Annotated in this window: 15 protein-coding genes and 1 other RNA gene; 12 read left to right on the forward strand and 4 right to left on the reverse strand. The window is 33.1% G+C overall.

Going from position 1 to position 16,892, the window contains the following annotated elements:
• From LQ617_RS01770 to LQ617_RS01800, 7 genes are all read left to right on the forward strand, one after another.
• The gene (locus LQ617_RS01770) at positions 1-1,212 is read left to right on the forward strand and encodes a CCA tRNA nucleotidyltransferase (protein WP_204258503.1); all 1,212 of its coding nucleotides are present in this window, start codon (positions 1-3) and stop codon (positions 1,210-1,212) included.
• Positions 1,199-2,167: a biotin--[acetyl-CoA-carboxylase] ligase gene (locus tag LQ617_RS01775; protein WP_206167025.1), complete on the forward strand. Its 969-nt coding sequence runs from the start codon at positions 1,199-1,201 to the stop codon at positions 2,165-2,167. The genes LQ617_RS01770 and LQ617_RS01775 overlap by 14 nt, the downstream gene beginning before the upstream one ends.
• A 10-nt stretch (positions 2,168-2,177) precedes the next feature.
• The gene (locus LQ617_RS01780) at positions 2,178-4,871 is read left to right on the forward strand and encodes a helicase C-terminal domain-containing protein (protein ID WP_206167026.1); all 2,694 of its coding nucleotides are present in this window, start codon (positions 2,178-2,180) and stop codon (positions 4,869-4,871) included.
• Between the two features lie 62 nt (positions 4,872-4,933).
• The gene (gene asnS, locus LQ617_RS01785; RefSeq protein WP_025905487.1) at positions 4,934-6,226 is read left to right on the forward strand and encodes an asparagine--tRNA ligase; all 1,293 of its coding nucleotides are present in this window, start codon (positions 4,934-4,936) and stop codon (positions 6,224-6,226) included.
• 69 nt (positions 6,227-6,295) lie between these two features.
• The gene (locus LQ617_RS01790; protein WP_206167027.1) at positions 6,296-6,988 is read left to right on the forward strand and encodes a DnaD domain-containing protein; all 693 of its coding nucleotides are present in this window, start codon (positions 6,296-6,298) and stop codon (positions 6,986-6,988) included.
• A complete protein-coding gene (nth, locus tag LQ617_RS01795) occupies positions 6,978-7,646 on the forward strand; it encodes an endonuclease III (RefSeq protein ID WP_206167028.1) in 669 nt (222 codons plus the stop codon). The genes LQ617_RS01790 and nth overlap by 11 nt, the downstream gene beginning before the upstream one ends.
• Entirely contained in the window at positions 7,643-7,990 is a 348-nt protein-coding gene (locus tag LQ617_RS01800; protein ID WP_206167029.1) for a YpoC family protein, read from the forward strand. The genes nth and LQ617_RS01800 overlap by 4 nt, the downstream gene beginning before the upstream one ends.
• A gap of 61 nt (positions 7,991-8,051) precedes the next feature.
• Here the strand turns inward: LQ617_RS01800 and LQ617_RS01805 are convergent, their stop codons facing one another.
• On the reverse strand, positions 8,052-10,382 hold the full coding sequence (locus LQ617_RS01805; protein ID WP_126477464.1) for a transglycosylase domain-containing protein: 2,331 nt from the start codon (positions 10,380-10,382) through the stop codon (positions 8,052-8,054).
• Positions 10,379-11,005 carry a Holliday junction resolvase RecU gene (gene recU / locus LQ617_RS01810; protein WP_049318846.1) on the reverse strand — a complete coding sequence of 209 codons (627 nt, stop codon included), beginning with the start codon at positions 11,003-11,005 and terminating at the stop codon, positions 10,379-10,381. Before recU ends, LQ617_RS01805 begins: the two co-directional genes overlap by 4 nt.
• Positions 11,006-11,128: 123 nt before the next feature.
• Here recU and LQ617_RS01815 point away from each other — a divergent pair, with 123 nt between their 5' ends.
• From LQ617_RS01815 to LQ617_RS01835, 5 genes are all read left to right on the forward strand, one after another.
• Positions 11,129-11,503, forward strand: coding sequence for a DUF1798 family protein (locus LQ617_RS01815; protein ID WP_345773039.1), 375 nt, complete (start codon positions 11,129-11,131; stop codon positions 11,501-11,503).
• Complete coding sequence (locus LQ617_RS01820; RefSeq protein WP_239739763.1) at positions 11,497-12,060, forward strand: SLOG family protein; 564 nt, start codon at positions 11,497-11,499, stop codon at positions 12,058-12,060. The genes LQ617_RS01815 and LQ617_RS01820 overlap by 7 nt, the downstream gene beginning before the upstream one ends.
• 13 nt (positions 12,061-12,073) lie before the next feature.
• Positions 12,074-12,388, forward strand: coding sequence for a cell division regulator GpsB (gene gpsB / locus LQ617_RS01825; protein ID WP_037588130.1), 315 nt, complete (start codon positions 12,074-12,076; stop codon positions 12,386-12,388).
• Positions 12,389-12,435: 47 nt separating this feature from the next.
• Positions 12,436-12,805, forward strand: an RNA gene (rnpB, locus tag LQ617_RS01830) — RNase P RNA component class B.
• Positions 12,806-12,889: 84 nt separating this feature from the next.
• Positions 12,890-14,014, forward strand: a complete 1,125-nt coding sequence (locus tag LQ617_RS01835) for a THUMP domain-containing class I SAM-dependent RNA methyltransferase (protein ID WP_191835577.1) — start codon at positions 12,890-12,892, stop codon at positions 14,012-14,014.
• A 725-nt stretch (positions 14,015-14,739) separates the two neighbouring features.
• Here the strand turns inward: LQ617_RS01835 and LQ617_RS01840 are convergent.
• Positions 14,740-16,392 (reverse strand): b(o/a)3-type cytochrome-c oxidase subunit 1, encoded by a 1,653-nt coding sequence (locus LQ617_RS01840; RefSeq protein ID WP_126477460.1) that lies wholly within the window; start codon positions 16,390-16,392, stop codon positions 14,740-14,742.
• Entirely contained in the window at positions 16,389-16,868 is a 480-nt protein-coding gene (locus LQ617_RS01845; protein ID WP_025905838.1) for a cytochrome c oxidase subunit II, read from the reverse strand. The genes LQ617_RS01840 and LQ617_RS01845 overlap by 4 nt, the downstream gene beginning before the upstream one ends.
• Between the last annotated feature and the right edge of the window lie 24 nt (positions 16,869-16,892).

Here is a 16,892-nt window from a genome sequence, read left to right on the forward strand (position 1 = left end):
ATGCGTGAATATCAAGTATTTGAAGATGCGAAATGGATAATTGAAACACTTGAACGTAATGGGCATCAAGCATATTTTGTCGGTGGTTCAGTAAGAGACTATTTAATGGAGAAAGAAATTTCAGACGTTGATATCACAACGAGTGCATTACCCGATGAAGTTGAACAATTATTTGATAAGACTTTACCTATAGGAAAAGAGCACGGCACGATGATTGTCATGGGTGAAAATCAACAGTTTGAAGTGACAACATTTAGAAAAGATGGAGATTATGTTGATCATAGAAGACCTACATCTGTTCAATTTGTAACGGATTTATATGAAGATGTGGCGAGAAGAGATTTCACAATGAATGCTATCGCTATGGATAAGTCGTATCAACTCCATGATTATTTCAATGGGTTAAACGATATACAATCCAAAATTATAAAAGCTGTCGGAACACCTATTGATCGCATGGAAGAAGACGCATTACGTATTATGAGAGGTGTCAGATTCCAAGCTCAGACAGGTTTTGCACTTGATCATGATACTAAAGACGCCATGCATCAAACAGCACATTCTTTAAATGCCATTGCAATTGAAAGAATTGTTGTTGAACTAAAAAAAATGATTCAAGGCAAATATATTCATGATACAAAAACGACCGCTCATGAACTAGAAATATTTAAATATATTCCATTTTTCAAAGAAATCAACCAAATTAGTATCTTCATGCCAGAACATGCCCATTTCAATTTATGGGTGGCTGCATTATGTTATTTATACGAATTAGATTTAACAAGCTTGAACAGTTTGAAAATCAGTAATCAAGAAAAGCGTGATATCTCATCATACGTTCAATTATTGATATCACTTTCTGATAATAAAATTTCAAAGCAAGATATGATTCATCTCGTATATACGTTTCATCGTGATAAAATGAAAGAAATCATTCACTTTATTTCTGAGCATAATGCAGAACTGAATATCTCTATCCATCCTACAATTATGAATGACCGTGTAATTGATGAAATATATGATAAACTACCTATATATGATAAATCAGAATTACAAATTAACGGTCAAATATTGATGGCTACATTTAATAAAAATGGTGGACCATGGATCAAAGATATTTTAAATAAAGTTGAACAAGCTGTTATTAACCATAAAGTGGATAATACAGAAAATGATTTAATAGAATGGGTGCGAGAGAATGTCAAAATATAAACGTGAAATTATTAAATATTTATATCAAAATAATGAATATTTGTCAGGACAACATATAGCTGAAACGTTAAATTGTTCACGTGTAACAGTTAAAAAAGTCATCGATCAATTGAGAAAAGAAGGCTTTGAAATTGAGTCTATTTCTAATAAAGGGTATAAAATCTCAGAAATCCCTACAACTTGGCAAGAAGACATTGTGAACATTACACTTCAAGATCAAAATATATTGAATCACGCAATTGTTCAAACGCAAGTAGATTCAACACAATTGTTAGCCAAGTCTCGTGTTAATGACATTGATCATGACTTTATTGTTTTGAGTGATGAACAAACAAATGGGAGAGGGCGTTTCCAAAGAGAATGGTCATCTCTTAAAAGTAAAGGACTTTGGATGTCAGTTGTATTACGTCCAGATATTCCAATTCAAAGAATGTCAACATTTAATTTATTTATAAGTCTTGCCATTCAAGAAGTGATCGAACAACATTATGGCATTCAAAGTAAAATTAAATGGCCAAATGATATTTATATTGGTGATAAAAAAGTTTGTGGCTTTTTAACAGAAATGATTGCAGATACTGATGGCGTCAATGCGATTATTTGTGGCATTGGTATTAATTTAAACCAAACACAAGAAGACTTCGATCAAGCTGGTCAATCACGTGCGACAAGTTTAAAAATAGAAAATGAACAATCTATAGAACCTTATCAATTTTTGAAATTATTAATAGAAGCTATTGAACTGAGATATGATCAATTTTTAGAATTGCCATTCAGTGACATTAAAGATTTATATAAAAGTAAAAGTATGATTTGGGACAAAAAATTAACTTATACAGAAGGTAAAAAACAAGTATTTGGTCGAGCAATTGATATACAAGATAATGGGTTCTTAACCGTGATATCTGATGATGGTCAATTACACCAATTTATGAGTGCAGATATCGAAATATAGGAGAGATAATATGGCGCAAAGTTACGCTGTTGTAGATTTAGAAACAACCGGAAACCAAATTCAATATGATGAAATTATTCAAATTGGGATAACATTTATAGAAAATAACCAAATTACCGATACATATCATTCATATGTCAAAACGGATTTGGAAATTCCATCTTTCATTCAAGCATTAACCAATATTAATGAATTAGACTTAGAAGAAGCTCCGTACTTCGAAGAAATCAGTCAATCATTATTTAACTTGTTGAAAGATTGTGTATTTGTCGCGCATAATGTTCTATTTGATTTAAACTTTCTCAAATCCCATTTCGAAAAGCATCAAATACAATTTGAACCTAAATTAACAATTGATACGATGGAATTGTTTAAAATCGCATTTCCAAACGAAGAAAGTTATCAGTTAAGTGAATTGAGTCAATCGTTACAAGTTGATTTAAACCAAGCGCATAGTGCTTATGAAGATGCTAAAGCAACTGCACTATTGTTTATCAAAGCCATTGAAAAAATAAATGGTCTTCCGATTGATACGATTAAGCAACTTTATTATTTATCTAAATCTTTAAAGCATGATTTAAAAGACGTTCTATTTGAAATTGTAAGAACACATCAAGGTGCCAAAACGCATAATCGCAATATTAAAAAGTACCAAAACATCCATTATTTAAAGCAAATGCCTATACGTCATTCTAGTGACCGTACATCAATTACACTCGATGAAGCTTATGATAGAATTCTTAAAACATTTAACTTCGATTATCGTAAAGAACAATATCAACTTGTTCAACAATTGTTCGATTCATTAATGCACAACGAGAATGCTTTAATTGAAGCACCACTTGGTAGTGGGAAATCGATGAGCTTTGTGCTCGCTGCATTATTGTATTATTTAGAAACTGGTGAACATATTCTCGTTTCAACACATACGAAGTTACTGCAAAATCAACTTCTAGAACAAGAATTTAATAAAGTCTTAAATGCATTAGATTTAGATTTAAAAGCGATGATTATTAAAAGTAAAGATCATTATATTTCGCTTGGTTTAATCTTAAATATATTACAAGATGATACAGACAACTATGAAGCGACTATTTTAAAAATGCAGTTGCTTGTATGGATTCTTGAAACGGAAACAGGTGACATTGAAGAACTCCATCTTAAAGGTGGTCAAAAAGTCTTCTTTGAACAAAAACGCACGACTTATGTACCGTTTAAAAATGATATACATTACTATCAATTTATTAAAGAGAGTGCGCAGCATGTAGAGATTGGTATAACAAATCACGCGCACTTGTTACAACATAGTACAGAAGATACCGTATACCAATTGTTCAAACATATCATCGTTGATGAAGCACATCGTATTCAAGATTACGCACTTAATCAAGTGACAGATGATTTAAGTTACCAACATATTAAATATCATCTCGGTTTATTAGGTAAAAATGAGCAAGAAAAATTATTTAAACGATTAGATAAATTAGAAAACAGAAGAGTCATTGAACAATATCCAATTGAACCAATCGATATATATCAACTGAAACGTGATATTGATTTACTGCACGAACAAAACGAACAATTATTTGATGATTTAATGGCTCAAATTTCAGATAAGCATCAAGAATCACATGAAGATGACAAACAAATTCATTACTTCTATGATATTGATGTTGCAAATATATCTGAAATATTTAAACGACAAATTAGTACAATCAATCAAATATTATCTAGATTTAAATCATACTCACACGCACATGTTAAAGCATTCAAGAAAGAGTTAATTTATATTTATCATCAATATACTAAAATTTATAACATGATTAAGTCTGGTCAAGTGCCATTCGTTTCCATTAAGAAAATTTCTCAGAAATCTACACTTTCACTTTTTGTTAAAAAATCAGAAGTTAAAGATTTACTGAATGAAGTGTTTATTGAACAATTCAATAGTAATATTTTCATTTCAGGGACATTAACCGTTAATCATTCATTTACATCATTTAAATCCATGTTTCCTGAAGACATTCAATTTAACACTTATTATTTAAATGATATTTACGACTTGAAAAATCAAGCAACATGTTTTGTACCGCAAAATATGCCGACTTATCAATATCATCAACAAGATGACTATATTGAAACGATTATTAGTTATTTATCAACATTTGTGAGTGAAACAAATCAAAAATGTTTAGTACTGTTTACGAATTATGCGATGTTGTATCAAGCATATCGATACATGGAAGAACTTGAAATCTTTGATGATTATGTCGTATTAATGCAGCAACAACATTCACACGTATACAAACTCGTACAACAGTTTAACCAATTTGATAAAACGATTTTACTGGGTACTTTATCATTCTTTGAAGGATTTGATTATCAATCTTCAGGTATTAAATGTGTCATGATGACGAAATTACCGTTTATACATCAAGATGATCCACGATACCATTTAATGAAAGATGAATTTGACAATCCCTTTAAAGACTTTGTCTTACCAGACGCAGTAACTAAGTTCAGACAAGGCATTGGTCGATTAATTCGAAACAAGCATGACCAAGGTTTATTAATTTGTTTTGATAGAAGAATACTAGATAGTAATTACAGTAAATACTTTATTAATGCATTAGGTGAAATACCTGTTATCGAAGGCGATTTAAATAAATTCCAAGATAAACTAAGAAAATATCCAAACAGATAGCAGTTGTATGCATAATTTGATAAAATAACTATAGGTAATTTATTTGAATAGGAGAAATAATAATGAATATTACGATTAAACAAGCTAAAGATTATGTCAATCAAGAAGTGACAATCGGTGCTTGGATTGCAAACAAGCGATCAAGTGGGAAAATAGCATTTTTACAATTAAGAGATGGAACAGGATTTATGCAAGGTGTCGTTGTGAAAGCTGAAGTATCAGAAGACATCTTCCAATTAGCTAAATCATTAACACAAGAAACATCTGTTTATGTTACGGGTACAATTACAGAAGATGACCGTTCTAAATTTGGCTATGAAATGCAAGTAAGTGGTGTAGAAGTCATTTCAGAATCACATGATTATCCAATCACACCAAAAAATCATGGTACAGAATTCTTAATGGATCACAGACATTTATGGTTACGTTCTAAACGTCAGCATGCTGTTATGAAAATTAGAAACGAAATTATTCGTGCGACATATGAATTCTTTAACGAAAGTGGATTCACTAAAATTGATCCACCAATTTTAACAGGTAGTGCTCCTGAAGGTACAAGTGAATTGTTCCATACGAAATATTTCGACGAAGATGCATTCTTATCTCAAAGTGGTCAATTATACTTAGAAGCTGCAGCTATGGCGCACAATAGAGTATTTAGTTTCGGTCCAACTTTCAGAGCTGAAAAATCAAAAACAAGAAGACATTTAATTGAATTCTGGATGATTGAAGGCGAAATGGCATTTATGAAACATGACCAAAGCTTAGAAGTTCAAGAAAATTACGTTCATCACATCGTTAAAGCTGTGTTGGCAAATTGTAAATTAGAATTAGAACTTCTTGAAAGAGATACTTCTAAGTTAGAACAAGTTTCAACACCATTCCCAAGAATCACTTACGATGATGCCATTAAATTCTTACATCAAGAAGGATTCGATGATATTGAATGGGGCGACGATTTCGGTTCTCCTCATGAAACTGCAATTGCAAACCATTATGATAAACCAGTATTTATCATTAATTATCCAACAAAAATTAAACCATTCTATATGGAACCAAACCCTGAAAATCCAGACACTGTATTATGTGCAGATTTAATCGCACCAGAAGGTTACGGAGAAATCATTGGTGGTTCTGAAAGAATTAGTGATTTAGATTTAATTAATCAAAGAATTAATGAACATGGTTTAGATCCTGAAGCATATAGTTATTACACTGACTTAAGAAAATACGGAAGTGTACCACATAGTGGATTTGGCTTAGGACTTGAAAGAACAGTAGCATGGTTAAGTGGCGTAGAACACGTTAGAGAAACTGCACCATTCCCACGTTTATTAAATCGATTATATCCATAATAATATGCGAGTCTGGGAGCTGAATAGTGATCCCAGACTCTATATTTTTATAATGAAGTAGGTGAAAAAATGTATACAAGTGATATGTTAAAAGAAAAGCCAGTCGTTGTTCAAAGAGCTTTGTTTGATCATTATGCCAATTTAGGATTAAATGAAAAACAATTCGTTATCCTTATTAAATTGCTGGACCAAGAGAATGATCGTAACTTACAGCCTCCATTAGAAGATATCCAACGTGGCACGACATTATCTATACAAGAAGTGAGTCATATCATCAATCAACTCTCTCAATTAAAAATTATAGACATTAAAATTGAAAAAGATGACCAGCATAAATATAATGAATTCATATCATTTGATCCTATGTATGAACAACTCGCATTAATTAAAAATGAAGCAATGCAACAAGGTACAGTAGAAGATCAAAACTTAAAATTCAAGAAATTATTCCAAGAATTCGAATCCACTTTCGGTCGACCATTAACACCATTAGAAGTACAAACATTAAACCACTGGATTGATACTGATAAACATTCAAACGAACTCATCATGAGCGCGCTTAACGAAGCGCATAGTTTAGACAAACTCAGCATCAAATATATCGACCGCATTTTATTAAACTGGAAGAAGAAGAACATCACGACTGTGGAATCTTCCAAAGAAGAAAGTGAAAAGTTTAATCAAACTAAAAAAGTAAAACACAATGTTAATTTAATCCCGACTTTTGATTGGGTAAATGGGGAGAATCCTTATGATAAGTAAAAAGAAAGCATTAGAAATGATGGATGTTATTGATGAAATGTTTCCAGATGCTGAATGTGAACTCGTTCATGACAATCCATTTGAACTGACAATCGCAGTATTACTTTCTGCACAGTGTACAGACGTACTCGTCAACAAAGTGACTAAATCGCTTTTTGAAAAGTATAAAACACCTGAAGATTATTTAAATGTAAGTTTAGAAGAACTTCAAAATGACATTCGCTCAATCGGTTTATACCGCAATAAAGCTAAAAATATTCAAAAACTTTGTCAGTCATTGTTAGATAATTTTGATGGTGTCGTACCAAGTACACATCAAGAATTAGAATCTTTAGCTGGTGTAGGGCGTAAAACAGCGAATGTTGTGATGAGTGTCGCATTCGGGGAACCATCATTAGCAGTAGACACACACGTAGAGCGCGTATCTAAACGCCTTGCAATTTGTAGAATTAAAGACAATGTGCGCCAAGTTGAAGATCGTTTATGTAGCATCATTCCAAGAGAAAGATGGACAAAAAGTCACCATCAGCTTATATTCTTTGGACGCTATCACTGTGTAGCGCGTAAACCGAAATGCGAAGTATGTCCATTATTTGCAGATTGTAGAGAAGGGCAAAAACGCTTAAAAGCTGGGTTAGTAAAGGTTGAGGGCGCATGATACAAAAAAATGATTTCATAGAACTTGAACAACAAATAGAGCCACTTGTTAAAAATAAAAAGCTTAAAACAAATGAAGCGCACCAATTGTTAGATCAATATTATCATTTGATCATTGCTTATATAGAACAAATCAATCAAATAGAAACGTTTGATATATCGCATATCGAAGAATATCCAGTTATACCAATGAATTTCGAAGAACGATACCACTATATAAACGAGAGAATATATCACTTTATGGGATATAGACAAATGGTAACATTGAAAGAAGAATTAATTAGAATGAATGCGAGATATCAGATTCAACTTAAAAGAGCCGCACAACGTGAAAGCGAAGAATAGAAATTATTATAACCAAAAAAAGCATCACATCCTTTGCGGGATGTGATGCTTTTTCTATATCTTAGTCATCTTTCTCTTCTTTGGCAGCTTGTTTTGCTGCATCTGAGGTTGAACTACTATTGTCAGAGTCTGAATCTGATTCTTCTGTTGTTGGTGTTTCTGTCGTTTGTTCTTCAGTTGTTACGTTTTGATTTGTAGATGACTGTTGTTGTGTATTGTTTTGTTGCGTTCTAGATGTATTTGAATTTGTCTGTGGTTCGTTTGTTGTTACATTATTATTATTGTTTGAGAAGTTATAATTATTTTGCTGATTACGACTATTACCAGAGCTAGGTGCTGAGCTTGATGTTGTATTATTGTCTTCGTTACCTGCAACACTTAAGCTTTTACCGCTTCCTGTTACTGAATCAGGTCTTTCGAAGTCTGCACCGTCATAATTAGAGATTTCTGACATAACTTCATTGAATAATATTTGTGGTTTAATTTGTTCATCATGTCCTAAGAATGAGTTCTCACCGTATTCTTTAACTTTGTTGAAGCCCATCCATACTGACATAGTGTATTGTGGTGTATAACCTGTAATCCAAACGTCTTTCGCTGCATTTTCAGGTAATTGATATTCACTATATACTTCATCACCATAAGTACCAGTACCCGTTTTAGCTGCTACGTTCACACCGTTAATGCCATATCCATAAGCTGAACCGTATGCTTGGAATGTTCCTTTCAGCATTTCAGTTAACATGTATGCTGTGTAATCTTCCATAGCTTTATGGCTTTCGCTTGAGAATTTGATTGTTTCATCATCTTGAGTGACAACTTTTCTAATTGATTTTGCTTCGTTATATGTTCCGCCATTACCCATAGTCGCAAATGCTGATGCTAATTGAGTAGGGGAGAATTCTGATTGTGAACCACCAAGTACTTCTGAAGGTCCAATTTCTTCTTTATAATTTAAGTTCACTTTAGAAGCAAAGTCTTTAACTGCTTTTTCACCAGCGTTTTGGTTTGTTTCTTGCCAAGATTTCAATGCTGGAATGTTGTATGATCTTGCTAATGCATCAGCCATTGTAACTGAGCCGTGACCTTGACCATCATAGTTCTTGAAGATACTACCATTGATATTATATTGACTTTCATCTTGGAACTTATGGTTTGTCGCATATTGCATATTCTCAATTGCTGGACCATAAGCTAATATCGGTTTAAGTGATGAACCTGTAGGATGAACGTCTGTTGCTTGGTTTCTATCAACTACATCTTTGTAATCTTTACCACCACTGATACCGACTAATTTACCAGTCTTCGTATCTACTATAGATGAACCAGTAATTTGGTCTTTATTCTTGTAGAATGTACCGTTATCAACTGACTCTTGTAATGTTTTTTGAACATCTTTATCCATGTTTGTGTAGATTTTAAGACCGCTCGTCATAATATCATTTAATGATTGACCTTTGAACGCTTTGTTCTGAGTAATTTCTTGTTTAACGTAGTTAATATAAGAAGCGTACTCATTGTCAGGCGTATCAGTCATAGCGTCATTTCTTTCTTCAACTGTACGTTTAACTAAGTTCTTATCGATAGGTGTATCTTGTGCTTCTTTCATTTCTTTCTTAGTAATTCTACCGTGTCTTTCCATTAAATAAAGAACTGTGTCTTTACGTTTTTCAGCCGCTTCAGGATTATCATAAATGTTATATTGGTTTGGCACTTGTGGTAAACCTGCTAAGTAAGCTGTTTCAGCTAAGTTTAAATCTTTTAATTTCTTATTGAAGTAATATTTAGCTGCTGTTTGAGAACCGTAAATACCATCTGAGTAATAGATTTTGTTTAAGTACATTTCAAAGATTTCATCTTTAGAATATTCTTGTTCTAATCTATATGAAAGGTAAGCTTCTTGTGCTTTTCTTTCGATGGATTTCTTATCTGTTAAGAATGAACGTTTTACAACTTGTTGTGTTAATGTAGATGCACCTTGTGAACCAAAGCCACCTGTAAAGTTCTTCATAACTGCTCCAGATAAACGTTTGTAGTCTAATGCACCATGATCGTAGAAGCGATTATCTTCAGTTGCAAGTACAGCATCTTTCATTTGATCTGGAACATCGTCAAATTTAACATGTTCTCTCTTTTGTCCCATATAGAGGGTCGTGACAAGTTTATTATTTTTGTCATAAATTTTAGTTGGTAATTGGTCTTTAAGCGCACTTTCATTGAAAGCAGGAGCTTTCCAAGCATAATATGCAAATACGAGAACACCTATGATTACCATTGCTAAGAATGCTAGCACGAGAATACCGAACACCTTAATTATCGTCCTTTTGATATTCCTCTTCTTCTTAGGTTGTTCTTTACCATTTTTACTATTAGAAGCTTTTGATTGACTCATTTGAGCGCCTCACTTTCTGTTTTTATCAATTGATCAACTATTGTTATGTAGTTAATTCTTGGTTTAAATTGGATTGGTATTAAGTAACCATCATTTTCAATCTCTTTAAGCGTGATGGACTTCTTGCCTCCAGATTTATATCTGTCCCAATATACCATAAACTTCCTAAAAGGCAATAAAAATACGCTATCATGATAGCTAAATTTTATCAACAAAAAACATATACCTTTTTGGTTTAATACTTGTTCCATATGTGATACTTGGTGATCGTGGATATTATTTAAAGGGAAACTTGTTTTATTTTTCGTTTCCTTAGCTTCAAAATCAATATAGTATCCATTATAAACACCGTTATAATCTGTTGTTGAAGGCTTTCTAAAATAAGCTTCTTTAATGACAGCTTTTTGTCTTTTAGGGTAGTCAACATCAACGATTTGAATAGGTGTCGGTTTCTTATGAATAACTGCTATATTTTCTAATCTGAAGTATTCATTGGATTTATCAATTTCCTCCTCTAATCTCATACCCCGTTTACCATATTGTATTCTACTATATTTAGGGTCATCTTGGATTGAGACTTTAGAAGTATTTTTTGTTACTTTTTTTCCGTTTGGATAATTCAAATTCATCACCTAGTTTCATATCATAAAACTCTAAATATTATACCTTATTTCATTATAAGTTACAAAAGTTTTTTATGATACATAAATATTCTAGAACTTTTCTAGTTATGTTATCATTTTATCGTGAGCACATTTAAAATACAAACTTCATTAATAGTAGGTGTAGCGATGATACAAGAACTTTTAAATAAATTAAATAACATGTTAGATATATTTCAACACGCAAAAGACGATCATGAATACGACTTTTATAAAGATGTCGTATCATTTGTAGAACAAGTCGATGTTCTGCTAGACAAACTTGCTGTTCATCAAGATGCCGTATTGAAATTACAATATATGAATGAACAGAAATTCCAACTCTTAATTAGTAACTACAAAGAGTTGTCTGTAGAATGCCATTATAAACGTACAAGTAAGAAACTCTTCTTTGAAAAGCATAAAGCCGTACAACATGATTTAAATTATATTTATACCCATATAGGTGATTTATCATGACGTCTGTATATTTTACGGGATACAAACCGTTTGAACTGAATATTTTTAAAAATGATCAACCAGAAGTGAAAGTCATCAAAGCATATCTTAAAGAAATCATTGAGCAAGAAATAGAAGAAGGTATGGAGTGGGTCATTATTTCAGGACAATTAGGATTTGAACTTTGGGCAGCAGAAGTAACAATTGAAATGAAAAATAAATTCCCTCAATTGAAACTTGCGATATTGACGCCATTTTTAAATCATTATAATAAATGGAACGAAACAAACCAGCAAGCTTATCAAAATATTGTTGCACATGCAGATTATGTTAATGCGATTCATCAAAGTGAGTATCAAGGTGGGTTCCAATTTCAACAAGCCAATGAATTTATACTCGATAATACCGATAAGACGATATTATTTTATGATGATGAACAAGAAGCATCACCTAAATACTTCAAAAGTAAGTTAGTTGATTTTGCTGAAAAGACAAACTATACTTATAATGTTATTACATTCATGGATTTACAAGACTTTATGGAATTTAATTATAATAATGACAACGAATCATATTAAATGAGGTGTAAAAATGGCTGATGTAGCATTAAAGCTATCTGCAAAAGATATTTATGAAAAAGAATTCGAAAGAGGTTTAAGAGGTTTCAAAACTGAAGAAGTAGATGCTTTTTTAGATGACATTATTTCAGACTATCAAAAAATGGCTGATTTAAATAATGAAGTCATCAAATTGACAGAAGAAAATTCTAAACTTAAAAAAGAAATCGAACAGTTAAGAATCCGTGTCGCGTCAGGCAGACCACAAGGCTCTCAACAATACAATTCTAATAATGTAGATATCTTGAAACGAATTTCTAATCTTGAAAAAGCAGTATTTGGCGAATAAATGATAGTTATTTAACGCTGTTTATGCTATAATTCTTTGTTGAGTGGTATTTCGGATAATCGCTACGTTAAGTAGAGGAAAGTCCATGCTCACACATTCTGAGATGAATGTAGTGTTCGTGCTTGGCGAAACAATAAGCCAGGGCAAATAATTGACGGCAATGAAATAACCTAAGTTAGTAATAATATGGTTAAAGTAGTTTGAAAGTGCCACAGTGACGTAGCTTTTACAGAAATGTAAAAGGTGGAACGCGGTAAACCCCTCGAGTGAGCAATCCAAAATTGGTAGGAGCACTTCTTTGACGGAAATGAACGGAATAAGAAGGTATGTAATCATACAGACAGATGATTATCACTGGCGTACGAGTGTAACTAGTACACGTTAGCAGTACTAAAGGACAAAACATGGCTTACAGATTTATCACTTACTAGTGTCGCTCTCCCAAGTAGGAGAGCTTTTTATTTGTAAATAATGATAATTTAAATATAAAGGAGTATATGCATGTATCAATTACTCGCTACTAGTCCAATGGGATTAGAATCAATTGTTGCTAAAGAAGTTCAAGAATTAGGATATGAAACAAAAGTAGAAAACGGTCGCGTACTTTTCGAAGGTGATGAAACAGCAATCGTTAAATCAAATTTATGGTTAAGAACTGCTGACAGAGTCAAAATCGTAGTAGGACGATTCCATGCAACAACTTTTGATGAATTATTCGAAAAGACGAAATCATTACCATGGGAAGATGTAATCGGCGCTCAAGGTATGTTCCCAGTTCAAGGTAAAAGTGTTAAATCTAAATTATTCAGCGTATCCGACTGTCAAGCAATCGTTAAAAAAGCGATAGTTGAGAGATTGAAACATGCGTATCAAATTAAAGGTTGGATCGATGAAACAGGTAGTAAATACCAAGTTGAAGTATCATTGCTGAAAGACGAAGCTTTATTAACAATCGACACTTCAGGTTCAGGACTTCATAAAAGAGGTTACCGTTTAGCACAAGGTGACGCACCTATGAAAGAAACATTAGCTGCAGCACTTGTTAGATTAACAAATTGGAGCGGTGAAACACCATTTATAGATCCATTCTGTGGTTCAGGTACACTTGCAATAGAAGCAGCACTCATCGCTCAAAATATTGCACCAGGATTTAACCGTGAGTTTGCGAGTGAAGATTGGGATATCATACCAGAAGGGTTGTATGACCAATTAAGACAAGAAGCAGATGAAGCGGCATTATATGATAAAGAAATTAATATCATAGCAAGCGATATCGATCCTAAAATGGTTGAAATTGCGAAAGACAACGCAACAGAAGTTGGGTTAGGGGACATCATTCAATTTAAAGTTCAAGATGTTCATAACCTAGAAGTACCAGAAGGACCCGTTTCAATAATCGGGAACCCACCATATGGCGAACGTATCGGTGAACGAAGTGAAGTAGAAGCAATGTACAAACACTTAGGCGAAATCATGAAACAAAATGACCAAGCATCATTATATATGCTTACAAGCTATAAAGAATTTGAACCATTAGTAGGTAAAAAAGCCACAAAAAGAAGAAAACTCTTTAATGGCTATATTGAATGTACGTACTATCAATATTGGGGCAAACGAAATAAATAGTATAGTAGGAAAGAGGAAACCACCTGCAGAGCAGGTGGTTTTTTTGTTTGGAGAAAGGGTGCGAAGAAGGTGAGTAGGTTGAAATTGGTGAGATGTGAGTTTATTGGCTATTTAACTCACGAGTTTCATAAAGATGTGAGTTTATTGATTGTTTAACTCACGAGTTTTACAAAGATGTGAGTTTACTTCCTTTTTAACTCACGAGTTTCATAAAGATGTGAGTTTACTGAGTCTTTAACTCACGAGTTTTAGAAAGATGTGAGTTTACTGTCTATTTAACTCACAAGTTTCGCAAAGGTGTGAGTTTATTGCTTCTTTAACTCACGAGTTTTACATAGATGTGTGTTTAATGCATATTTAACTCACAAGTTTCGCAAAGATGTGTGTTTACTTCCTTTTTAACTCACGAGTTTCATAAAGATGTGAGTTTACTGCCTATTTAACTCACGAGTTTCTCAAAGATGTGAGTTTATTGCTTCTTTAACTCACGAGTTTCTCAAAGATGTGAGTTTACTGCTTCTTTAACTCACGAGTTTTACATAGATGTGTGTTTAATGCATATTTAACTCACATCTTTTAAATTTCTTCTTATAATTTAAATTAAATAACCACCCAACCCCCACACAACAAAAAAGACTGGCAACGCATCTTCTAAAGATTTGTTGCCAGTCTTCCTATTATTCATCATTGTATGAAGGTTCTAAGTTAAATATATTAATTTAGTATTACCAAAGTTTGCCTTCTCCTAATCCTTTGGCTCCTGGTGCTGGATCTGTGAACATTTGTCCGATAGGGACAGTATATGCGATTAAGATAAGCAATACTGTCACGATGATTAAGAATCTCCAGTTCTCAACAAATTTAATAACTGGTTGTTCTTCGTCCAATGCTTCTGATACTGGATATTCTTCTTCGCCTTTAGGTGATAAGAAGGCTAAGTGTATAAACACCATTACGACTAATATTATAGAAATAAATAAAATTGTTCCCCCAACTGCTTGTAGTACTTGATATGGTATCCATTCAGCAGCTTGTTTAGCACCGCCATATTCTGAATATGTTGATCTTCTTGGTGCGCCTTTTACTAATCCAACGTAGTGCATCGCGCCACTCATAATTGTCATACCGATTGCCCAAGTATAACCTTGCATAAGTGCTAATTTATTTGTGAATTTAGTTAGTTTTCTACCTGTACAATGAGGTATTAACCAGTACATAATTCCGAAGAATGTCATGATGACCGCTGAAGCGATTGTTAAATGGAAGTGTCCAGTTACCCAAATTGTATTGTGAATTAATCCGTTCATTTGTGCAGATGCGTTTACTAAACCACCTGCACCACCTGGGATAAAGGCTAACATACCTAAGAATGGTAATACGAATCTTGCGTCATTCCATGGTAAAGATTTAAACCATGTAAACAATCCTTTATAGCCTTTAGAACGACCGTAATTTTCAAATGTTGCAAACAAACTAAATGCTGTCATCAATGAAGGAATGACAACCATAAACGTTAATACAACTTGTAAGTATTTCCATGTATCATCAATACCTGGTTCAACTAATTGGTGATGTATCCCAACAGGAATACTGAAGAATAAGAATAGCATAAATGACATTCTTGCTAAATTGTCTGAGAATGCTTTTGCACCAATAATTTTCGGGATAATTGCATACCAACACATATATGCTGGTAATAACCAAAAATAAACAAGTGCATGACCAAAATACCAAAATAATGTTCTACTTAATGTTACGTCTACTCTTTCAACTAAGCCTAATGACCAAGGAATTAACTGAAGGAGTACTGTTGCAGCAACACCTAATGAACATACAATCCACATTACCCCATTAATAGCTACCATATAGCTTAGTAGGGGAGATTTCTTACCTGGATTCTTCTTCTTAAACTCTACATATTTTAAAATTTGTCCAACTGTAGAAATCCAACTACCTACAACAACAAGCGCCATACCAATATAGAAAATAGCATGTGCTTTTAATGGTGCATAAAAAGTATATAAAACAGTGGCTTTGTTTAATAGAACCATTGTTGCTGCCATGAGCGTACCAATAATCATTACCCAAAATCCAACCCAACCGAACTTTCTTTGAACAGACGTTAAATGTCCAGATGTCTTAGCTACTGCAGAAAATTGAAAGCCTAAGATAAAGAAAGTTGTCAGTACCAATGCTAATACGATACCGTGTACTGTTAAGATTTGATAATAAGAAATTTGTTTAGGTAATTGTAAATATCCTGATCTTACTAATGTTTGTAACAAACCTGCTAATCCCCCAAGGACTAAACAACCAATAGCTACATACATATGCGCCATTACAAGTCTGCTATCATTCTTATTTAATCGTGTTATCATTTTTTATCCACAACCTTTATCATCGACTTCATATCTGCATGTCCGATACCACAATATTCATTACAGATGATTAAATATTCGCGTTTCTCATTGAATGTCTTGTAATATTCACTAATATGTCCAGGTTCTAACATCATGTTGACGTTTGTGCCTGGTAAACTAAATCCATGCAAAGTATCTTTACTTGTCGCAATGATTTTTACTTTTGAACCTTTAGGAATTTCGACTTTACCTGGTTGATAATTGAAAGCTGAAGCAAGAATAACTAATTCATAGTCGTAATCTTTGCCGCTAACTTTATGTAAACCTGGTTTGTTGAAAGGTTCGATTTGATCGACTTTATCAGGATTAACATAGTCTCTACCAGAAGCGGCTGGCGTATGTCCATTATGCAAACCTGTAATCATCAAAATTGTTAAGAAAATGACTAATGAGCTAATGCCGACTTTTAGCCATAACTTTTCGTATTTATGCACAGATTTCACCCCTTAAATTCTTAC

The organism is Mammaliicoccus sp. P-M59, assembly GCF_022386135.1.
Lineage (GTDB): Bacteria > Bacillota > Bacilli > Staphylococcales > Staphylococcaceae > Mammaliicoccus > Mammaliicoccus sciuri_A.